General features: G+C 69.7%; 16 protein-coding genes and 3 pseudogenes. 10 read left to right on the forward strand and 9 right to left on the reverse strand.

The features are described from left to right. Nucleotides 1-79: 79 nt before the first annotated feature. The 5 genes and pseudogenes from OG241_RS17935 to OG241_RS17955 all read left to right on the forward strand — a co-directional run bounded on the left by OG241_RS17935 (nucleotide 80) and on the right by OG241_RS17955 (nucleotide 5,205). Nucleotides 80-1,336 carry a nitric oxide synthase oxygenase gene (locus OG241_RS17935; protein WP_405816487.1) on the forward strand — a complete coding sequence of 419 codons (1,257 nt, stop codon included), beginning with the start codon at nucleotides 80-82 and terminating at the stop codon, nucleotides 1,334-1,336. Then, a pseudogene (locus OG241_RS17940) lies at nucleotides 1,333-1,815 on the forward strand (2-oxoacid:acceptor oxidoreductase family protein); the annotation flags it as partial. The gene OG241_RS17935 and the pseudogene OG241_RS17940, both read left to right, overlap by 4 nt. Continuing rightward, nucleotides 1,810-2,811: pseudogene (locus tag OG241_RS17945) on the forward strand (DUF4158 domain-containing protein); the annotation flags it as partial. The pseudogenes OG241_RS17940 and OG241_RS17945, both read left to right, overlap by 6 nt. 241 nt (nucleotides 2,812-3,052) lie before the next feature. Beyond that, a complete protein-coding gene (locus tag OG241_RS17950) occupies nucleotides 3,053-4,600 on the forward strand; it encodes an MFS transporter (protein WP_405816488.1) in 1,548 nt (515 codons plus the stop codon). Continuing rightward, nucleotides 4,597-5,205 carry a TetR family transcriptional regulator gene (locus OG241_RS17955; RefSeq protein ID WP_405826287.1) on the forward strand — a complete coding sequence of 203 codons (609 nt, stop codon included), beginning with the start codon at nucleotides 4,597-4,599 and terminating at the stop codon, nucleotides 5,203-5,205. Before OG241_RS17950 ends, OG241_RS17955 begins: the two co-directional genes overlap by 4 nt. A 145-nt stretch (nucleotides 5,206-5,350) precedes the next feature. On the opposite strand, the pseudogene OG241_RS17960 reads toward OG241_RS17955, so the two are convergent. From OG241_RS17960 to OG241_RS17975, 4 genes and pseudogenes are all read right to left on the reverse strand, one after another. After that, nucleotides 5,351-5,546: pseudogene (locus tag OG241_RS17960) on the reverse strand (TetR/AcrR family transcriptional regulator); the annotation flags it as partial. Between the two features lie 485 nt (nucleotides 5,547-6,031). Beyond that, a complete protein-coding gene (locus tag OG241_RS17965) occupies nucleotides 6,032-6,349 on the reverse strand; it encodes a hypothetical protein (RefSeq protein WP_405816489.1) in 318 nt (105 codons plus the stop codon). 87 nt (nucleotides 6,350-6,436) lie between these two features. Further along, nucleotides 6,437-7,021: a recombinase family protein gene (locus OG241_RS17970; protein WP_405816491.1), complete on the reverse strand. Its 585-nt coding sequence runs from the start codon at nucleotides 7,019-7,021 to the stop codon at nucleotides 6,437-6,439. Nucleotides 7,022-7,408: 387 nt separating this feature from the next. After that, a complete protein-coding gene (locus tag OG241_RS17975; RefSeq protein ID WP_405816493.1) occupies nucleotides 7,409-7,561 on the reverse strand; it encodes a hypothetical protein in 153 nt (50 codons plus the stop codon). Between the two features lie 128 nt (nucleotides 7,562-7,689). On the opposite strand from OG241_RS17975, the gene OG241_RS17980 reads away from it, so the two are divergent. Beyond that, entirely contained in the window at nucleotides 7,690-8,157 is a 468-nt protein-coding gene (locus tag OG241_RS17980) for a hypothetical protein (protein ID WP_405816495.1), read from the forward strand. A gap of 76 nt (nucleotides 8,158-8,233) precedes the next feature. After that, nucleotides 8,234-9,862 carry a multicopper oxidase family protein gene (locus OG241_RS17985; RefSeq protein WP_405816497.1) on the forward strand — a complete coding sequence of 543 codons (1,629 nt, stop codon included), beginning with the start codon at nucleotides 8,234-8,236 and terminating at the stop codon, nucleotides 9,860-9,862. 245 nt (nucleotides 9,863-10,107) lie between these two features. On the opposite strand, the gene OG241_RS17990 is transcribed toward OG241_RS17985, so the two are convergent. From OG241_RS17990 to OG241_RS18010, 5 genes are all read right to left on the reverse strand, one after another. Then, entirely contained in the window at nucleotides 10,108-10,668 is a 561-nt protein-coding gene (locus OG241_RS17990) for a hypothetical protein (RefSeq protein ID WP_405816498.1), read from the reverse strand. A gap of 172 nt (nucleotides 10,669-10,840) precedes the next feature. Then, nucleotides 10,841-11,866, reverse strand: coding sequence for an NlpC/P60 family protein (locus OG241_RS17995; RefSeq protein ID WP_405816499.1), 1,026 nt, complete (start codon nucleotides 11,864-11,866; stop codon nucleotides 10,841-10,843). Between the two features lie 157 nt (nucleotides 11,867-12,023). Beyond that, complete coding sequence (locus tag OG241_RS18000; protein ID WP_405816500.1) at nucleotides 12,024-12,935, reverse strand: M56 family metallopeptidase; 912 nt, start codon at nucleotides 12,933-12,935, stop codon at nucleotides 12,024-12,026. Further along, a complete protein-coding gene (locus tag OG241_RS18005) occupies nucleotides 12,932-13,306 on the reverse strand; it encodes a BlaI/MecI/CopY family transcriptional regulator (RefSeq protein WP_405816501.1) in 375 nt (124 codons plus the stop codon). Before OG241_RS18005 ends, OG241_RS18000 begins: the two co-directional genes overlap by 4 nt. Nucleotides 13,307-13,667: 361 nt before the next feature. Continuing rightward, nucleotides 13,668-13,928 carry a hypothetical protein gene (locus OG241_RS18010; RefSeq protein ID WP_405816503.1) on the reverse strand — a complete coding sequence of 87 codons (261 nt, stop codon included), beginning with the start codon at nucleotides 13,926-13,928 and terminating at the stop codon, nucleotides 13,668-13,670. 391 nt (nucleotides 13,929-14,319) lie between these two features. Between OG241_RS18010 and OG241_RS18015 the strand changes: the two genes are divergently transcribed. From OG241_RS18015 to OG241_RS18025, 3 genes are all read left to right on the forward strand, one after another. After that, nucleotides 14,320-14,763, forward strand: coding sequence for a hypothetical protein (locus OG241_RS18015; RefSeq protein ID WP_405816504.1), 444 nt, complete (start codon nucleotides 14,320-14,322; stop codon nucleotides 14,761-14,763). Between the two features lie 108 nt (nucleotides 14,764-14,871). Beyond that, nucleotides 14,872-15,981 (forward strand): PLP-dependent cysteine synthase family protein, encoded by a 1,110-nt coding sequence (locus tag OG241_RS18020; protein WP_405816506.1) that lies wholly within the window; start codon nucleotides 14,872-14,874, stop codon nucleotides 15,979-15,981. Continuing rightward, nucleotides 15,978-17,276, forward strand: coding sequence for an MDR family MFS transporter (locus OG241_RS18025; RefSeq protein ID WP_405816507.1), 1,299 nt, complete (start codon nucleotides 15,978-15,980; stop codon nucleotides 17,274-17,276). The genes OG241_RS18020 and OG241_RS18025 overlap by 4 nt, the downstream gene beginning before the upstream one ends. Nucleotides 17,277-17,293: the final 17 nt, after the last annotated feature.

Consider the following 17,293-nt stretch of genomic DNA (forward strand, 5'->3'; position numbering starts at 1 on the left):
CCCCTGCGAGTCGGCCGTCCGCCGCCGCGCTTCCCCATCGTCGCCCCGGGCTGCGCCTGCCCCTTCCGAGGACGAGGCCATGAACACTTCCGACACCCTGACGGAGCCCCTCGCGCAGCTCCGTTCCGCCACCACATCCCTGTACGACCGCCCTGCCCCGCCTCCCGTCGCCACCGACACGGGCCGGGCCGACCTCGCCGAGGCCGAGGACTTCGTACGCCTTCATCACCGTGAACACCCCGACCAGCCGCAGTCCCTCCTCACCCGCCTGCTGGAGATCCGCCGGCAGATCCATGAGACCGGCACCTACCGGCACACCTCCGAGGAACTCGCCTTCGGCGCCCGCGTGGCCTGGCGCAACAGCAGCCGCTGCATCGGCCGCCTGTACTGGAACAGCCTCCGCGTCCTGGACCGGCGCGACGCCACCACACCCGAGGGGATCCACCAACACCTGATCGCGCACCTGCGCGAGGCCACCAACGGCGGCCGCATCCGCCCCACCATCTCCGTCTTCGCCCCCGACAACCCCACCGGCCCCGGCCCCCGGGTCTGGAACGAACAGCTCATCCGGTACGCCGGATACCGACAGAGCGACGGCAGCGCGGTCGGCGACCCCGCATACGTGGACTTCACCGAACTCGTCCGCACGATGGGCTGGAACGCCCCAGGCGGCCCCTTCGACGTCCTGCCCCTGGTCATCAGCACCCACGACACCAAACCCCAGCTCTTCGACGTTCCCACCGACGCCGTGCTCGAAGTCCCGCTGCGCCACCCCGAACACGAGTGGTTCGCCGACCTGGGACTGCGCTGGCACGCTGTCCCCGCCATCTCCAACATGCGGCTGCGCATCGGCGGCATCGACTACCCGCTGGCCCCCTTCAACGGCTGGTACATGGGCACCGAGATCGGCGCCCGCAACTTCGTCGACGCGGACCGGTACGACCTGCTGCCGCTGATCGCCGCCCGCCTCGGGCTGGACACCGGCAGCGAGACCACTCTGTGGCGCGACCGCGCCCTGGTCGAACTCAACGTCGCCGTCCTGCACTCCTTCACCGAGGCGGACGTGAAGATCAGCGACCACCACACCGAATCCCGCCGCTTCCTGACGCACGTGGCGAAGGAGGAGCGCGCCGGCCGGTCCGTCCCGGCCGACTGGAGCTGGATCGTGCCCCCGGTCTCCGGCGGCATCACCCCGGTCTTCCACCGCTACTACGACCAGGCCGACCAGCGCCCCAACTTCTACCTCGACTCCGAGGCCCGAGAACGTGGACGCGGCCACTGCCCGTACGCCGACTCCGCACCGGGGCCGACGCACAGGGGAGGCGGGGCTCAGTGACGAACACCAAGGAGAGCGTGCGTCTGGACCGGGTGGTCATCAGGTTCGCGGGAGACTCCGGCGACGGTATGCAGCTCACCGGTGACCGCTTCACCTCGGAGACGGCATCCTTCGGGAACGACCTGTCGACACTGCCGAACTTCCCCGCCGAGATCCGGGCCCCCGCCGGAACCCTGCCAGGTGTTTCGTCCTTCCAACTGCACTTCGCCGACCACGACATCCTCACTCCGGGCGACGCGCCGAACGTGCTCGTGGCCATGAACCCGGCCGCTTTGAAGGCGAACATCGCCGATGTGCCGCGCGGCGCGGAGATCATCGTCGACACGGACGAGTTCACCGAACGGGCGATGCGGAAGGTCGGGTACACCGCCTCTCCACTGGAGGACGGCTCGCTCGACGGCCACAGCCTGCATCCGGTGCCGCTGACGACCCTCACGGTCGAGGCACTCAAGGAGTTCGCGCTCTCCCGCAAGGAGGCCTTGGCCGTACAACTCGGCATCGAGGACCCCTCGTGCGCGAAGCGGTGCACCGAGCGGCCGAAGACGGCATATGAGCACGCGTGGGAGATCCGGGACGCCTACGGCTACCACCCGTACGAAGACGCGGAGTGGGGGCGGAAGTTCCGGACATTTCTGCACGGCCGGGCGTGGACGCACGCGGAGGGGCCGGTCGCACTGTTCAACCAGGCGGTGGGCTGGTTGCGGCGGAACCGGGTGCTGCTGCCGGGTGTCTCGGTGCTGGCCCGGCAGGTATCGGAGGTTCGCACGACCGCGGAGAAGCGGCTGTACGCCACCGTGGCCAGGGCGGCTCACCGCGCGGACCCGGCGCTGCCCGCGGACCTGGTGGCCACGCTGGTGACTCCTGAGGGCGGCCGGTACTCGGAGTTGGAGCGGCTGCGCCGGCCGCCGACGAGGACGACGGGTACGGCGTTCGCGCGGTCGCTGGAGCGAGTCGATGAGATCGGTGCGTTCCAGCTGGGTCGGTTGAAGCTGTCCCAGATCCCGCCGAACCGGCTGGCGGTGCTGGCCCGGTACGGGCTGGGGTCCAAGGCCGCGAGTCTGGGGCGGGCCGCGGAGCCCAAGCGCACGGCGATGCTCACCGCGGTGATGCGCCACCTTGAGGCCAAGGCGATCGATGAGGCGCTAGACCTGTTCTCGGTGCTGATGGCGACGAGGCTGATCAGCACGGCGAAGAGGGCCACCGACAAGGAACGGCTCTCGACGCTGCCCCAGTTGGAGAAGGCGTCGCGGACCCTGGCGCGGGCGGCGAAGGTGCTGTTCGAGGAACTGGAGCTGGTCGAGAGCCACGGCGCGGATCTGGACGCGGCGGCACTGTGGCGGGCGGTGGAGGAGGTCGCGCCCCGGGCCGCGGTGATGAGTGCGGCCGCGCTGGTGGTTTCGCTTGTGCCGGAGGGCGAGGACTCGGCGGCCATCGCGATGCGGGCTGCGCTGACTGCCCGGTACAACACGACCCGGGGCCCCTCCACGAGGTGTGGTCCGCGCGAACGCCCTGTCCCCGCACGGGAGTTCAGACGCCGTCGACACTCGCCTCCTGTACCCGGTGGTCGGCCCTCCTTTCGGCTCGCTCGCCTCGCAGTCATGCCCGGACGGCACATTATGACAGTCGACTCCCATTCGCTAGCCAGTTATATATTGACAGTGCACTCCCATTTGGGAGTAGTCTCTCGCTATAGGCTGCTTCCTAGTGGAGGTCCACATGACCGCACTCGCTCCGAGCCCGTCCCCCCGCCGCTGGCTCGCCCTTGCCGCGCTCACCCTGAGCGTGCTGATCGTCGGCCTCGACGGCACCGTCATCAACGTCGCCCTGCCCACCATCGCGGGCCAACTCGGCGCCGACAGCTCCCAGTTGCAGTGGATCGGCGGTGGCTACCTGCTCGCCCTGTCCGTCGCGATGCTCCCGGTCGGCCTGCTCGGCGACCGCTACGGCCACAAGCGCCTGCTGCTGTCGGGCATCACCCTCTTCGGGCTCGCCTCGCTGGGCGGCGCGCTCGCCGGCTCACCCGCCCAGGTCATCGCGGCCCGGGCCGTCCTGGGCCTCGGGGCCGCCGCGATCATGCCGCTGTCGATGGCGATCCTTCCGCGCGTCTTCGCCAAGGACGAACTGCCCAAGGCGATCGCCGTCTGGACCGCGGCCACCGCGCTCGGCATGCCGGTCGGGCCGGTCGTCGGCGGCTGGCTGCTCGACCACTTCTGGTGGGGCTCGGTGTTCCTGTTCAACCTGCCGGTCGCCGTCCTGGCCCTGCTCGCCGGCCTGTGGCTGCTGCCGCGCGACGAACACCGCACGACCACCGCCCCGTTCGACGCCCTCGGCACCGTCCTCGGCGGCCTCGGAATCGTCGCGCTCGTCTACGGCACGATCGTGATCCCCGCAGACGGCTGGACGTCCGCCCCGGCCCTTGCCTCCCTCGTCGCGGCAGTCGTCCTGCTGACCGGCTTCGTCCTGCGCGAGCGCCGTACCGCGCACCCGATCGTCGACCTGAAGCTCTTCGCCGACCGGCGTTTCCTGTGGGGCACGTTGATCGCAGTCTTCGTCAACTTCGCGGTGATGGGCATCCTGTTCGTCGTCCCGCAGTACCTCGAGGCCGTCCTCGGCAACGACTCCTTCGGCACCGGCATCCGCGTCCTGCCCCTGATCGGCGGCCTGATGGCGGCGGCCACGGCGAGCGAATCGGTCGTACCGCGCCTCGGCGCCCGTACGGTCGTTCCGTTGGGCATGCTGGTGATGGCCGCGGGCGTTCTGCTCGGCGCCACCACCGACACCTCCGACGGCTACGCCTTCACCGCGCTGTGGCTCGCGCTGACCGGCCTCGGCTTCGGCCTCGCGGTCGTACCGGCGACCAGCCTCGTGATGGGCTCACTGCCCGAGGGCAACACAGGCTCGGGAACCAGCCTTCTGGAGACCGTCCCGCAGCTCGGCTCGGTCCTCGGCGTCGCCGGCCTCGGCAGCCTGCTGGGCTACGGCTATCTGGCCCGCGTGCACACCGACGGCCTGCCCGGCCCCGCGGCGCACGCGGCCCGCGACTCGGTCTCCGGCGCCGACGCGGTAGCCGCCCGACTGCACGACCCGGGCCTTGCGGCCCACGCCCACCAGGCCTTCGTACACGGCATGGACCTGGTGCTCGTGGCCTGCGGGGTGATCGCCCTGCTGGCCGCCGTCCTGGCCGCGCTCTTCATGCCGGGCCGCTCCACCTGCTCCCGGACGGTGGCCCGGTCCACCGCCCAGCACGCAGAATCGGTGGCATGACGATGCACGAGACCTCCGCCGCGCCCCTCGGTCTGCGGGAGCGCAAGAAGCAGAAGACCCGCGAGCGCATCCGGCGCGAGGCCTACCGCCTCTTCGCCGAGCACGGGTACGAGGCGACCACGGTCGACCAGATCGCGGAGGCGGCAGAGGTCTCGTCGAGCACGTTCTTCCGGTACTTCCCGACCAAGGAGGACGTGGTCATCCAGGACGAGTACGACCCCGCACTCGCCGAGGCCCTGCGCGGCAGACCGGCCGACGAGCCCATCGTGGACGCGATCGTCAACTGCCTGAAGGGCCCTATGGGCCAGATGCTCCAGCAGGACCGAGAAGACCTTCTGCTGCGCAGCCGCCTCACCTTCAACGATCCCGCGATCCGGGCCCGCAACGTCGCCGAACAGCAGCGCAGCGAGGACGCCATCGCCGCCATCATCGCCGAACGCACCGGTCGTGAGCCGACCGACCTCGAGGTCAGATGTGCGGCAGCGGCCATCATCGCCGTGTTCACCACGCTCGTACGGCACTGGGTGGAGGGCGATGGAAAGGAGGACCTCGCGGCCCTGTATGAGCGTCATCTGCCGTTGTTGTCACGGGGCTTGGACTTTTAGGGCCGACAAGCCGCCGGCGGTGGCCACGCGCATGCATGATGGCTACGCCTCGGTGATGAGATCGGCTCGACCGGGGTGTGCGGCCGTCCGTCACCAGCCGCGTCACCGGCGCGGAGGATTCGGTTCAGATGACCTGCTTCTTCCGCCTGATGAAGGGCTGGTCCGCGAGCGCCCGGTCGGTCACGGCCAGAACGGCGTACGAGGTGTAGAGGTGGTGGAAGGTGCGGCTCTCGTCGTCCGTCGGCAGGGCCGCCATCAGCAGCGCCTCCACCGTCGTTTCACGGACCGGCGCCGTCCCCGGCGGTCCGCACACGGGCGGAGACCCGCTCCCCGAACCTCTCCAGCACGGGCCATGGACCGCGGATCGACCACGCGCAGGAGATCAACCGCAGGATGCTCAACGTCATGGCTTCCGTCGACTGACGGCCACCCGCGGCCCCAGGACCTGCCGCAGGTCGGGTCGGTGCACCAGGTGCGGCCGCCGGTTCCGCGCAGCGTGTTGCCGTGCACCGGGCACACCCCCCAGGGGATGTCGCACAGGATCGGGTCGCGGGCGGCCCGCGTACGGGCGAGGTCGCTTGCGGTGGCGCCGAGTGCCCGTCCGGCCTGCGCGACCCATCCGGCGGCGTCGTCCAGGCGGAAGGCGGTGTACTGGGTCTCCTCGCTGGCTCTCAGCCGCTGCTGGATGTCATTGATGCGCCCTTGGAGGACAGTCGCCTCGGCCAGCAGGGCGCGGAGCTCAGCGGGGGTCGGCTCGCCGGACGCGGCGGGCTTGGCGGGGTCGGTCATTGGTTTCCGGTCCTCTCCTTCGTGGCGGGCGTCGCGGTCACAGGCCGAGCCCCTCGGTCACGGCGTCCTCGAACGCCTCACCCTCGTCCACGTACTCCCAGAACACCGGGCTGTTGGGCGACCAGCCGCCCTGGAGGCGCAGCTTCTCGGCGCGCTTGCCCCTCTTGCGCCCGGTGGTGACCAGACCGCGACGGGCGGAGTGCCCGGTGATCCGGCGCCCGGTCAGGCCTGCGTACTTCGCGCAGCGTGCGAGCGCCCGGCCGACGCCGTCCGGAGACAGGCGCGCGATGCCCTGGTTGCCCCACTGGTCGACGGGCAGGAACGCCGGTCCTCCCGGGGCGGCACCGGCGGCCAACTTGGCTGCCTTGTAGGGGTCCCCGTAGTAATCGCCGAAAAAACAACGAATATCGCTGGCCTGCGCGGATGTCGTCTGGCTCGCTGATCAGCCTTCCTGCCCGACGGGTTCGGCAGTGGCTCCTTCGCGGTGCTTGCGCAGTTCCCGGTAGAGCGTGGAGCGGCTGACGCCGAGTTCGGCGGCGACTTGTTCGGGGATCGCGCCGTCCTTGATCCGTTGGGCGGCTCCGGCGCGGGTGGTCGCGTTGAGTTTCGCGGGGCGGCCGGTCGGCAGACCGCGGGCCTCTTTGGAGGCGCGGGCGCCGGCGGCGCGCTCCAGCATGTAGATCCGTTCCATCTGCGCGAACATCGCCAGCAGCGCGATGGCCATGTCCGTTCCTGGCCCCGGTTCGCTGGTGTCGACGGCGAGTTTGTCGCCGAGCGTGCGCAGGAAGACGCCGCGCTCGGTGAGGTCGTGCACGAGGTTGAGGGTTTCGCGCATGTTGCGGCCCAGCCGGTCCAGGGTGAGGACGTTGATCCGGTCCCCAGGGCGGGCGAAGCCGAGGATGGCTTTCAGTCCCTCGCGGTCCATGTTCGCGCCGGTGCGCTTGTCGACGTAGATGTGTTCCTCGGCGACGCCCGCATCTCGGACCGCGTCGATCTGCCGGTCGAGGTCCTGAGCGGTCGTGCTCACACGGCAGTACGCAAGATCCATCCCGCGACTGTCCCATAACTTGACGCCGTGACGAGGGTTTTGACCAAGACTTATGACACCAGCTTCTGAGACAGGGCGACCTGCGGGAACCTGATCCAGTTCCGGCGGTCGGCGCCCTGTGTCACATCCATGGAAACCGGGACAACAGGCCGTCACATCGGCTACAGAGAGCTACTTGTCACTTCGCGTCAGCTTCGGGAGTAGAGGGCCGTGTGGAGCGAGTCGTCCCAGTACATCGCGAACAGCGCCAGCAGCCCGCCGGCCGCCGCGGTGATGAGCCGGTTCATGGTCCCGCCTGCCTTCATGGTCGGTGATGGCCGATGCGGCGAGAATATACCCCCTAGGGGTATAGGGAAACCGGTGTGGTCAGTCCAGGGCGCTGCCCTTCTTCCATGCGGCCCAGTCGACGTTCCAGTCCCCGTAGCCGTTGTTGGTGGCCACGGTGTCGACGGAGTCGACGACTGTGACCGGGTCGCCGAGGTTGACCTGGTCGTAGAACCACTTGGCCGGCGTCAACATCCGCCTCACAGGTCCGCACTCGTGCGGAGGGCTGCCGGCCAGGTAGGCACCGCATCAGTCGGCCGACCCCCACATACCCATCGGGGGTATAGTGGCGACTTCGGCGAAGGCACATGACAGGTGAGCCCATGACGATACGGACAGCTCGCGGCGGCGGTACGACCGTCCGCTGGGTGTACGGGGTGTTCGTCGCCCTGTGCGCCGCGCTGGCCGTGCTCGTCCATCACGAGACTGCCGCGATGCGCACTGCCCCTGTGCCGGGTGCTTCGTCCACGATGGACGCCTCGTCCATGTCCGCCATGGGCGCCTCACTCATGACGGGTGCCGCGCATACCGGCCACGTCATACCGGATAAGGGGACGCCTGCCTCCTGGGAACCCTCCTCGCCGAACACCGTCGACATCGGCGGTTGTGCGACACCGGGCATGCAGCACTGCGCAGCGGCGAGTGTGGACTCCGTACAGCTCGCCGTCCCCGCCGAGAACGAGTCCAAGCTGTTCGCGGATCTTCGTGAGGCCGCGGCAGGTCGCGCACCCGCCAGTACTGTCGGCCGCGCCCCGCCCGACCTGTACGTCCTCTCGCAACTGCGCAGATAGGCCGCGCCGGACGGCGCGTGATGTGCCGTCCCTCCGTGACCACATCGGCAGTTACGAGACCAGAGGACACAACCCCATGCCCAGCATCAACCGTCGCTCCGTCCTGCTCGCCGGACTGGGAGCCGCCGGCGTCGGCGCGCTCGCCGCGTGCAGCAGTGAGAGCGGCTCCGGCAGCGCCAACGCTCTGATCAACCCCTCCGGCTCGGCGGTCGCCGCCGCCGAGAAGAAGCGCAAGAGCACGGGACGGCAGCAGAAACTCACCCTGACCGCGGCGCCCGCCATGATCGACCTGGGCGGCGGCGTCATGCCCAGGACCTGGGCCTTCGACGGCCGCACCCCGGGCAAGGAGGTCCGCCTCTCCGTCGGGGACACCCTGGTCGCCGAACTGTCCAACCAGCTCCCGAACAAGACCACCACGTCCATCCACTGGCACGGCATCGCACTGCGCAACGACATGGACGGCGTACCGCCTGCGGTCCAGACCGCCGTCCGGGCCGGCTCCACCTACACCTACGAATTCATCGCCGACACCCCCGGCACGTACTTCTTCCACCCGCACGTCGGCGTCCAGCTCGACCGCGGCCTGTACGCACCGCTGATCGTCGAAGACCCCAAGGAGACCCTCGACTACGACAGCGAGTGGGTCGTCCTGCTCGACGACTGGGTCGATGGCGTCACCGGCACCCCTGACGAGGTCTTCGCCGAGCTCAAGCAGGGCATGGGCGGCATGCACATGGGCACCGGCTCAAGCTCCGGCAGCTCGGACAGTGACGACATGGGAGACATGGGCGGGATGGACATGGGTGGCGACTCGGCGTCCCCGTCCGCCTCCGCCTCCGCCTCCGCCTCGTCCGACGGAATGCCGACGCAGTTCATGCTCACGGGCTCCGAGAGCGAACTGCTCGGCGGCGACGCAGGCGACGTGAGGTACCCGCACCACCTGATCAACGGCCGGGTCGCCACCGACCCGGACGTCTACACCGGCAAGCCAGGCGACAAGGTGCGGCTGCGCATCATCAACGCGGGTGGCGACACCGCCTACCGGGTCGCCCTCGGCGGACACAAGTTGACCATCACCCACACCGACGGCTTCCCGGTCCAGCACGAAGAGGTGGACGCCCTGCTCGTCGGCATGGGCGAACGGTACGACGTCCTCGTCACCCTGGGCGACGGGGTCTTCCCGCTGGTCGCCCTGGCCGAGGGCAAGAACGCGAACGGCCTGGCTCTGGTACGCACGGGCTCGGGCGGCAAGCCGTCCGCGACGGTCCGCCCGGAGGAACTCAACGGCATGATCATGGCGGCGTCCCAGCTGCGCGCCACCGACGGCGTGCGTCTGAAGTCGGCCAGGACCGACATCACGCACCAGATCAGGCTGACCGGCGGCATGGGCAAGTACAACTGGGCCATCAACGGCACGCCGTTCGACATGAGGAATCCCGAGGCGAGCCCCATCGTCGTCGAAGAGGGCCGGCGCGTGCGGCTGGACTTCTTCAACGACACCGACATGTGGCACCCGATGCACCTGCACGGTCACACGTACCAGCTCGGTGACTCGGGGCCGCGCAAGGACACCGCGATCGTGCTGCCGAAGAAGAGGCTGTCCGTCTTCTTCGACGCCGACAACCCGGGCCAGTGGATGCTGCACTGCCACAACGCGTACCACGGCGAGGCCGGGATGATGGCGAACGTCGCCTACAAGGCCTGAGGTTCCGTACGCCTCACGGACGGGCCCGCCGGTTTCGGTGGGCACGTCCGTGAGCGGTGTCCCGAACGCCCCGACCTCGCCCCCTAAGACTCTTAGGTGCCTAGTAGTACTCGTGACTGTCAGGCAGCGCGAGTCGCGGACACGGCATCGCCACGCAGTCAAGGCGGTCCCCGCCGTCCCGGCCCGACGGTCGCTGACACCGCCCTGCGACGGCGCCGACGGCGCCGACGGCCGCGAAACTCCGCTCAGCCCGCCATGGTGGACTTCTTGCCGGACGGGGTGACGGCGTACCACATCTTTTCCTTGGCCTGGCCGTTCATCTGCCCGGCCTTCGTGTCGCCCATGTACCGATACAGCGGCCAGCCGCCGAGCGTGAGCTGCTTCATGCCGTCCGAGCGGTCGACCGAGCCGAGGAGGCTCTCCTCGACACCCATGGCCTGAACGGAGTCCTGCGCCATGACCGGCATCCAGGTCTTCGCGCAGTCGCCGGTACACATCGACATGGACGGGGTTGCCTGGTCCATGTCGGAGCGGTAGAGCGTCATTCCCTTGTCGTCGGTGACGACGCTCCCCATGCCCTGAATCTCCTTGGCCATCAGCATGGTGGTCGTGGCCATGTCCCCGCTGCCGGAGTCACCACCGTCAGCCGGTGCGGACGTCGCGGGATCCGAGCTGGCCGTGGCCACGGGAGCGGCGTTCCCGGGGCTCGTGTCGGAGGCGGTGTCCGTCGAGGAGCCGCAGGCGGCCAGCAGGAGCGTGGAGGCGAGCCCTGCGGCCGCAGTGAGGACGATGCGTTGCCGGAACACGGAGTTTCCCTTCGGCGGAAGTCGTTCTACTTACTTCCTTAGTACGTCGGGTAGCGTCGGGCCCGTTCAGCCACTGGTGGCACATGACAGAGTCTTGACCATCGGCGGCGCTCACGTCGGCGAGGCACCGCCGAACCGGCTCAGCTCAGGTCGCTCGCCAGGGCCTCGACGCTCAGGGCCTGCTCGCGGTGTAGAACGGCATGTAGCTCACCTGGGTGATCTCGATGTTCTTGCCGGTGCGCGGGGCGTGGATGGCCTTGCCGTCGCCGATGTAGATGCCGTTGTGCTGGGTGTCGTTGTACCAGTAGATGATGTCGCCGGGCTGCAGGTCCGCCTGGGAAACCTTGCGCCCGGCGTCGTACATCTGCTTGACGGTGCGGGGCAGGGAGACGCCCGCCGAGCGCCAGGCCGCGCCCACCAGGCCCGAGCAGTCGTAGGAGTCGGGGCCGGTCGAACCCCATTCGTACGGTTTGCCGAGCTGGGCGTACGCGAACTCGATGGCCGCCTTCGCGCGACCGCTGGCCGGACCGTTGTAGCTCGAGGGTGCGTCACTGGAGCCGGCGGCGGCGTCCTCGCGCTCCTGGGCGGCTTCCATCCGGGCTCGCTGCGCGGCGGTCAGGCTGTTCAGGAGCTCGCGCGCCTCGGTGAGTTTGGCCTGGACCTCGTCCTTCTTCTCCTTGGCCTTCATGCGCGTCTCTCGCAGGGACTTCAGCCGCTCCGCGGCGCCGGCGCGTTCCTGGGCGAGCTCCCGCTGCTTGCCCTCCAACGCCCGTAGAGCGGCGGCCTGCCGGTCACTGGTGCGGCCGAGCGTCTGCGCCTTGTCGAGGTAGTCGTCCGGATCACTGGAGAGGAACAGCCGCACAGTGGGGTCAATGGCGCCGGTGCGATACTGCTCAGCTGCCAACGGGCCCATCTTCTCGCGCAGTTCGTTGATCTCCTGCTGCTTGCGGGCCAGTCGGTCCTGCGCGCTGTCGACTTCGCGCTGCAGCTTCCGCTGCTTCTCCAGGACGCTGTTGTACTCCTCGGTGGGGGCCTCGGCCTCCTCGTAGAGCTCCTCCACCTGCTCGCGCACCCCGTCAACCGAGGGGTTCGGCGCCGCCTGGCTCTGCGCCGGAAGGAGACCGACCGCGCCGGCCGCCATGCCGAGGGTGGCTATCCGGGCGCGGCTGGGCGGCTTCGGCCGGCGGTGCGTTCCCATCGTGGGGGGACTCCTTAGCGCGTCTGTGGACCGAGCGACGGGCTGTGACCGTCGGATCAGTGCCGCGGCAACGGCCGGGGCAGGCGAGTAAAAACTTAGTAGATTCGTAGATCTCCTCGCAAGCGAGTCCCGACTACGCGGGCCTCACCGGGAATGTTCAGCCGAGGCCGGGCGGGCAGGCGACCAGGAGCGGCAGCAAAGGCACCGCCAGGGCAGCCGCGGCGACCGAGCCCCACAGGGCGGGGTGCGGAGCCTTGCGCGGACCGAGGACCCGCTTCAGGCGGATGAGAGCGTTCGGACCGCCCGCCGCCAGCGCGCCCTTCGGGGTGCGGGCCGCGGCCATCTCGTACATCGCGGTGGCCAGGGCCTCGTGGGAGTGGCTGCGCAGCGCCCGGTCGTCCGCGACCATCTCCAGCAGCAACGCGGTCTGCTCCCGCGCGTGGCGGGCCAGTGGCACCCGCCGGAAGACCGAGTGGAACGCCTCCGCGGTGGCCAGGACCAGGTGGTGCCGACCCGCGATATGGGCCTGCTCATGCTCCAGTACGGCGCCGAGCTGCTCCGGGGTCAGCCGGCGTACGGCCGCGTCGCTGATCACGATCCGGGCGTGGCGGCCGGGGAGACAGTAGGCGGCGGGAGTGTCGTACGGCAGCACGGTGGCGCACAACCGGGCCGAGCGGCGACCGACCAGGTCAACAGCTTCCCGGTGCTCTGCGCGCGCTCGATGGGCGCGAACGACGTGAAAGGCGAAGCTCGCGACGAGGGCGACCCCGATCACGGCGGGGAGGCCGACGGCCAGGCGATCCGCCAGATCGGCGTCGGGCTGCCCCGCGCCGACGGTCAGCCCGCAGGTGTGCAGCAGGCCCACCAGTCCCGCGTGCAGGTGCTCCGTCGGCGCGGCCAGGCTGGCCGCGGAGAGCGCGACTCCGATGGAGAACGAAACCGCCAGGGCGTGCCACACCGCCGCCGCCAGCGCCGGAGCCCGGTGCGGCCAGCCGCTGCGCAGCAGGAGTCGGGGAGCGACGAAGCCGACTGCTGCCGTGTATCCGACCAGCGCCGGAGCCGCGTTCACGACTCCGCCTTCGCCTGCCGGTTCACATTCCGCAGGGCCCTGCGCAGGGCGGCCACCTCTTCCTCGGACATGTTCTCGACGAAGTGGACGAGTGCGGTCGGGCGGTCCTTGCTCTGTCCCAAACCGTCCTCCATGAGTGCGGCGGCGTACGCCTCGCGGCTGCGGACCGGCGAGTACAGCCAGGCCCGGCCGTGCTTGCCGCGCAGCAGCCAGCCCTTGCCGTAAAGGATGTTGGTGACGGTCATCACCGTGGTGTACGCGACGGGGCGGATCCTGTTGATGTCGTCCACTATCTCGCGCACCGTCGCCGGACGGTTCCACGTCCAGAAACGATCCATGATCTCTGCCTCGAGTTCCCCCAGCCGCCGCATGGCCCCGACTCCCTTTTCGCCGCCGAATACGCAAGGCCATAGTAGGCGCCTGCCCTGTCCGGCTACGGGCCACCGGGTTCTTCCGTGCCTGAGAGGCAAGAGGCTGATGGTCCGTGCCCAGGATGGATCGCCGTCGGCCACACCGTTTTCCATGTCCCCGCAGAGGGCGGATCGGACCGTTTGCGATCCGTGAAGTGCCCGGCCTTTCCATGGGATTGGGCCTATGGGGTGGTGGCGGTGTCGGCATGTGGCTTGTTCACGCGCTGTTGCCTCAGCCCGGAATGCCAGGGCTGCCGCGCAGGGTTAGGATCACGGCGTGATTACGGCCTGGTCTCCTTCCGGCGCGCAGTGGAACCGCTCATCAGCGGTTCTGTGGCGCGTGCTGGGGCTGGGCCTGTTCCTCTGCGGTCTGCTGTATACGCATGCCGTCAGCCCCGATGCGACGGTGAGTCATCTCGCGGCCGACGGGAGTGTCTCGGCTTCCGGCGCTCATTTCGAGCCCACTGCCGAAGTCGAACGCGTTGCGAGTGCCACCTCGGCGCAGCCCGCGGACGAGCGACCGGCCGGCCATCACGACGGCCATGGGCAGCAGCACACCGGCGAGGACTGCGCGCTCGGACAACCTCCCCAGGGCCCCGCTGTGGCTGTGCCCTGCCTGTCTCCGCTGTATGCGAAGACAGGTGACGGCGGCGCCGCGCCCCGGCGGGTGCAGCCCCGCCACTCCGCGGCACGAGATGCGATGGCCCCGACAGCGCATGCGGCGGACTCGGCGGTTCTTCGAATCTAGGTCAGGCTTCCCGGACCGGTTGACGTCTCCAGAGGACTTCTCGGACTCGGCCCAAGGCCGTGGCCGTCCTTCCCCTCCGCGACCGGTTCACGGCGTCTGACCCCCTGCGCACGGCGTTCCACAGTGCGGCGCGGCGATGGTCGACGACTTCTCCCATCACCCCCCACTGATCTCTGTCCCTGCCGAGAGAGTGTTCCGGCGAGGGCAGCAGCCGCGCGGAGGACGTGTGCCGCCTACCCTTTTCATCCCCAGCGCCCGTGTCTCACGGGTGCGTTCGCTCCGCAGGAGCCGGCTTGCCCGGAGCACGCTGTACGCCCTGCTGTTCCTGCTGCTGGCGTGTCTCGGCGACCGGCTCCACGGCCCGGAGCAGCCATACGGCCGTTTAGCCGTCACGTCGAGTGAAGCGCCCCTGCCCGAAGGCAGTCCCGAGGGCAATCCCGACGGCGAGATCCTCGGCGCACCCGAGTCCCCGGACCGCTGCTTCGGCTTCCGCGGCGTGACCGTCGCGCTCCCGCAGTCGTCGGCTCATGTCCCGCCGCCCGCCGTCACCACGTCGCCACCGACGGACACGACGGACAGCTCCTCGACCGAACTCGCCGATGCCGCGCGAAGACTGCCGCAAAGCGGCGGCCGGTCCGCTCTCGCCGCCCTCTGCCGGTGGCGCATATAGGTGCCGCCCGCAGGTCGGCCTCGGCCGACCTGCCGCGCGTCGCGCCTTGTGCGCCGCACGCGACGAGCATCCGCACGCGTCCCTACCGAACGAGAGCGAAGAAAAGACATGCACTCCCTGACCACGAGTGACTTCACCCCCGCCGGCTCCACCCTCCAAGGGCTCGTCGGCAACACCCCCGTCCTGCACGTCTCCCAGCCCTTCACTCCGCCCGAGCGCGGGTTCTGGGCCAAGCTCGAAGGCTTCAACCCCGGCGGAATCAAGGATCGCCCGGCCCTGCACATGGTCGAACGGGCCCGGACCCGCGGTGAGTTGCAGCCCGGCCGTCCGATCGTCGAATCGACCAGCGGCACTCTCGGCCTCGGCCTCGCCCTGGCCGGGATGGTCTACGGCCACCCCGTCACGCTCGTCACCGACCCGGGCCTCGAACCGTCGATGAACCGTCTGCTCGCCGCCTACGGGGCGACCGTCGACATGGTGACCGAGCCGCATCCGACCGGGGGCTGGCAGGAGGCGCGCCGCGAGCGTGTCGCCGAACTGCTGGCTCGGAGCCCCGGTGCCTGGTGCCCCGACCAGTACAACAACCCCGACAACGTCGCCGCCTACACCCCGCTCGCCCTCGAACTCGCCTCCCAGCTGGGCCACATCGACGTCCTCGTCTGCAGCGTCGGCACCGGAGGCCACTCGGCCGGCATCTCGCGCGTCCTGCGCCAGCTGTACCCCGGCATGCGGCTGGTGGGCGTCGACACCGTCGGCTCGACCATCTTCGGCCAGCCCGCCCGGCCCCGCCTCATGCGCGGCCTCGGCTCCAGCATCTACCCACGCAACGTCGCCTACGAGAACTTCAGCGAGGTGCACTGGGTGGCACCCGGCGAATCGGTCTGGGCCTGCAGGCAGTTGGCCGCTTCGCACTACGCCACGGGCGGCTGGAGCGTCGGCGCGGTCGCGCTCGTGGCCGGCTGGCTCGCCCGTACGAACCCCGTGAGCACCCGCATCCTGGCGATCTTCCCCGACGGACCGCAGCGATATCTGGAGACCGTGTACGACGACCAGTACTGCGCCGAACACGGGCTGCTGGGCATGACACCGGCAGCCGAGCCGGAGGTCGTCGGCCGCCCCGACGAGAAGGAGGTCACCCGCTGGACCCGCTGCGCGACGGTGAGCGACCCGCTCTCCCTGATGGCCGAGACAGCCGGTGCGGAGGGCAGCGAGAAGTGAAGGCGATGCTCACGCAGATCCGCTCCTACGAGCGGAGCGTCCAACTGCTCCTGGTGAACCAGTTCACCATCAACCTCGGCTTCTACATGCTCATGCCGTACCTGGCCGCCCACCTGTCCGGCACCCTCGGCCTGGCCGGCTGGCTGGTCGGACTCGTCCTGGGCGTACGGAACTTCAGCCAGCAGGGCATGTTCCTCGTCGGCGGCACCCTCGCCGACCGGCTCGGCTACAAGCCGCTGATCGTCGCCGGATGCGTCCTGCGCACCGTCGGCTTCGCCGCGCTCGGCCTGGTCGACTCGGTCCCGGGGCTGCTCGCCGCCTCAGCTGCCACCGGCTTCGCGGGAGCACTGTTCAACCCGGCCGTACGGGCCTACCTCGCGGCCGACGCCGGAGAGCGCCGCGTCGAGGCCTTCGCCCTGTTCAACGTCTTCTACCAGGCGGGCATCCTGCTCGGCCCACTGGTGGGGATGCTGCTGACCGGCTTCGACTTCCGCATCACCTGCCTCGTCTCAGCGGCGATCTTCGCGCTGCTGAGCGTCGTACAGATCCGGTCGCTGCCGGCCCGCCGGGCGGACCGGACCAAGGACACGGAAACGGGTGAGAAGAAGAGTGTGCTGACGCAGTGGCGGGGCATCCTGCGCAACCGCGCGTTCCTGCTCTTCGCCACGGCCATGATCGGCTCGTACGTCCTGACCTTCCAGGTCTATCTGGCGCTTCCGCTGGAGGTGCGGCGCCTCGGCGGCGACGGGGAGTTCGGGACCGCGGCCGTGGCGCTGCTGTTCGCCGCCTCAGGGCTTGCCACGATCTTCGGCCAGACCCGGGTGACCGCGTGGTGCAAGGCGCGGCTGGAACCCGGACAGGCCCTGGCCTGGGGGCTGTTGAGCATGGGCCTCGCGTTCGTGCCGCTGCTCGCGGTGACGGCCCTGCCCGTACCGGATGAGGGAATCGGGCGCCGGCTGCTCGCCGCCGTGCCGCCGATCCTGGCCGCACTGCTGCTGGCGCTGGGCACGATGATCGCGTACCCGTTCGAGATGGACACGATCGTCCGGCTCTCCGGCGACCGCCTCGTCGCCACCCACTACGGGCTCTACAACACCATCTGCGGCATCGGCATCACGTTGGGCAACCTGGCCACCGGAGCGGCCCTGGACACCGCCCGGGCGGCCGGCATGTCCGCACTGCCGTGGCTGGCGCTGCTCGTCCTGGGGATGGCCTGCGCCGGATCCCTGTACGGGCTGCACCGTGGCGGCCGTCTGGCACCCGTCGCCGCTGACCCCGAACCTGCCGTGGTCTGACCGAACCAGTCCAGGGG

This window comes from Streptomyces sp. NBC_01390 (assembly GCF_045040105.1).
GTDB lineage: Bacteria > Actinomycetota > Actinomycetes > Streptomycetales > Streptomycetaceae > Streptomyces.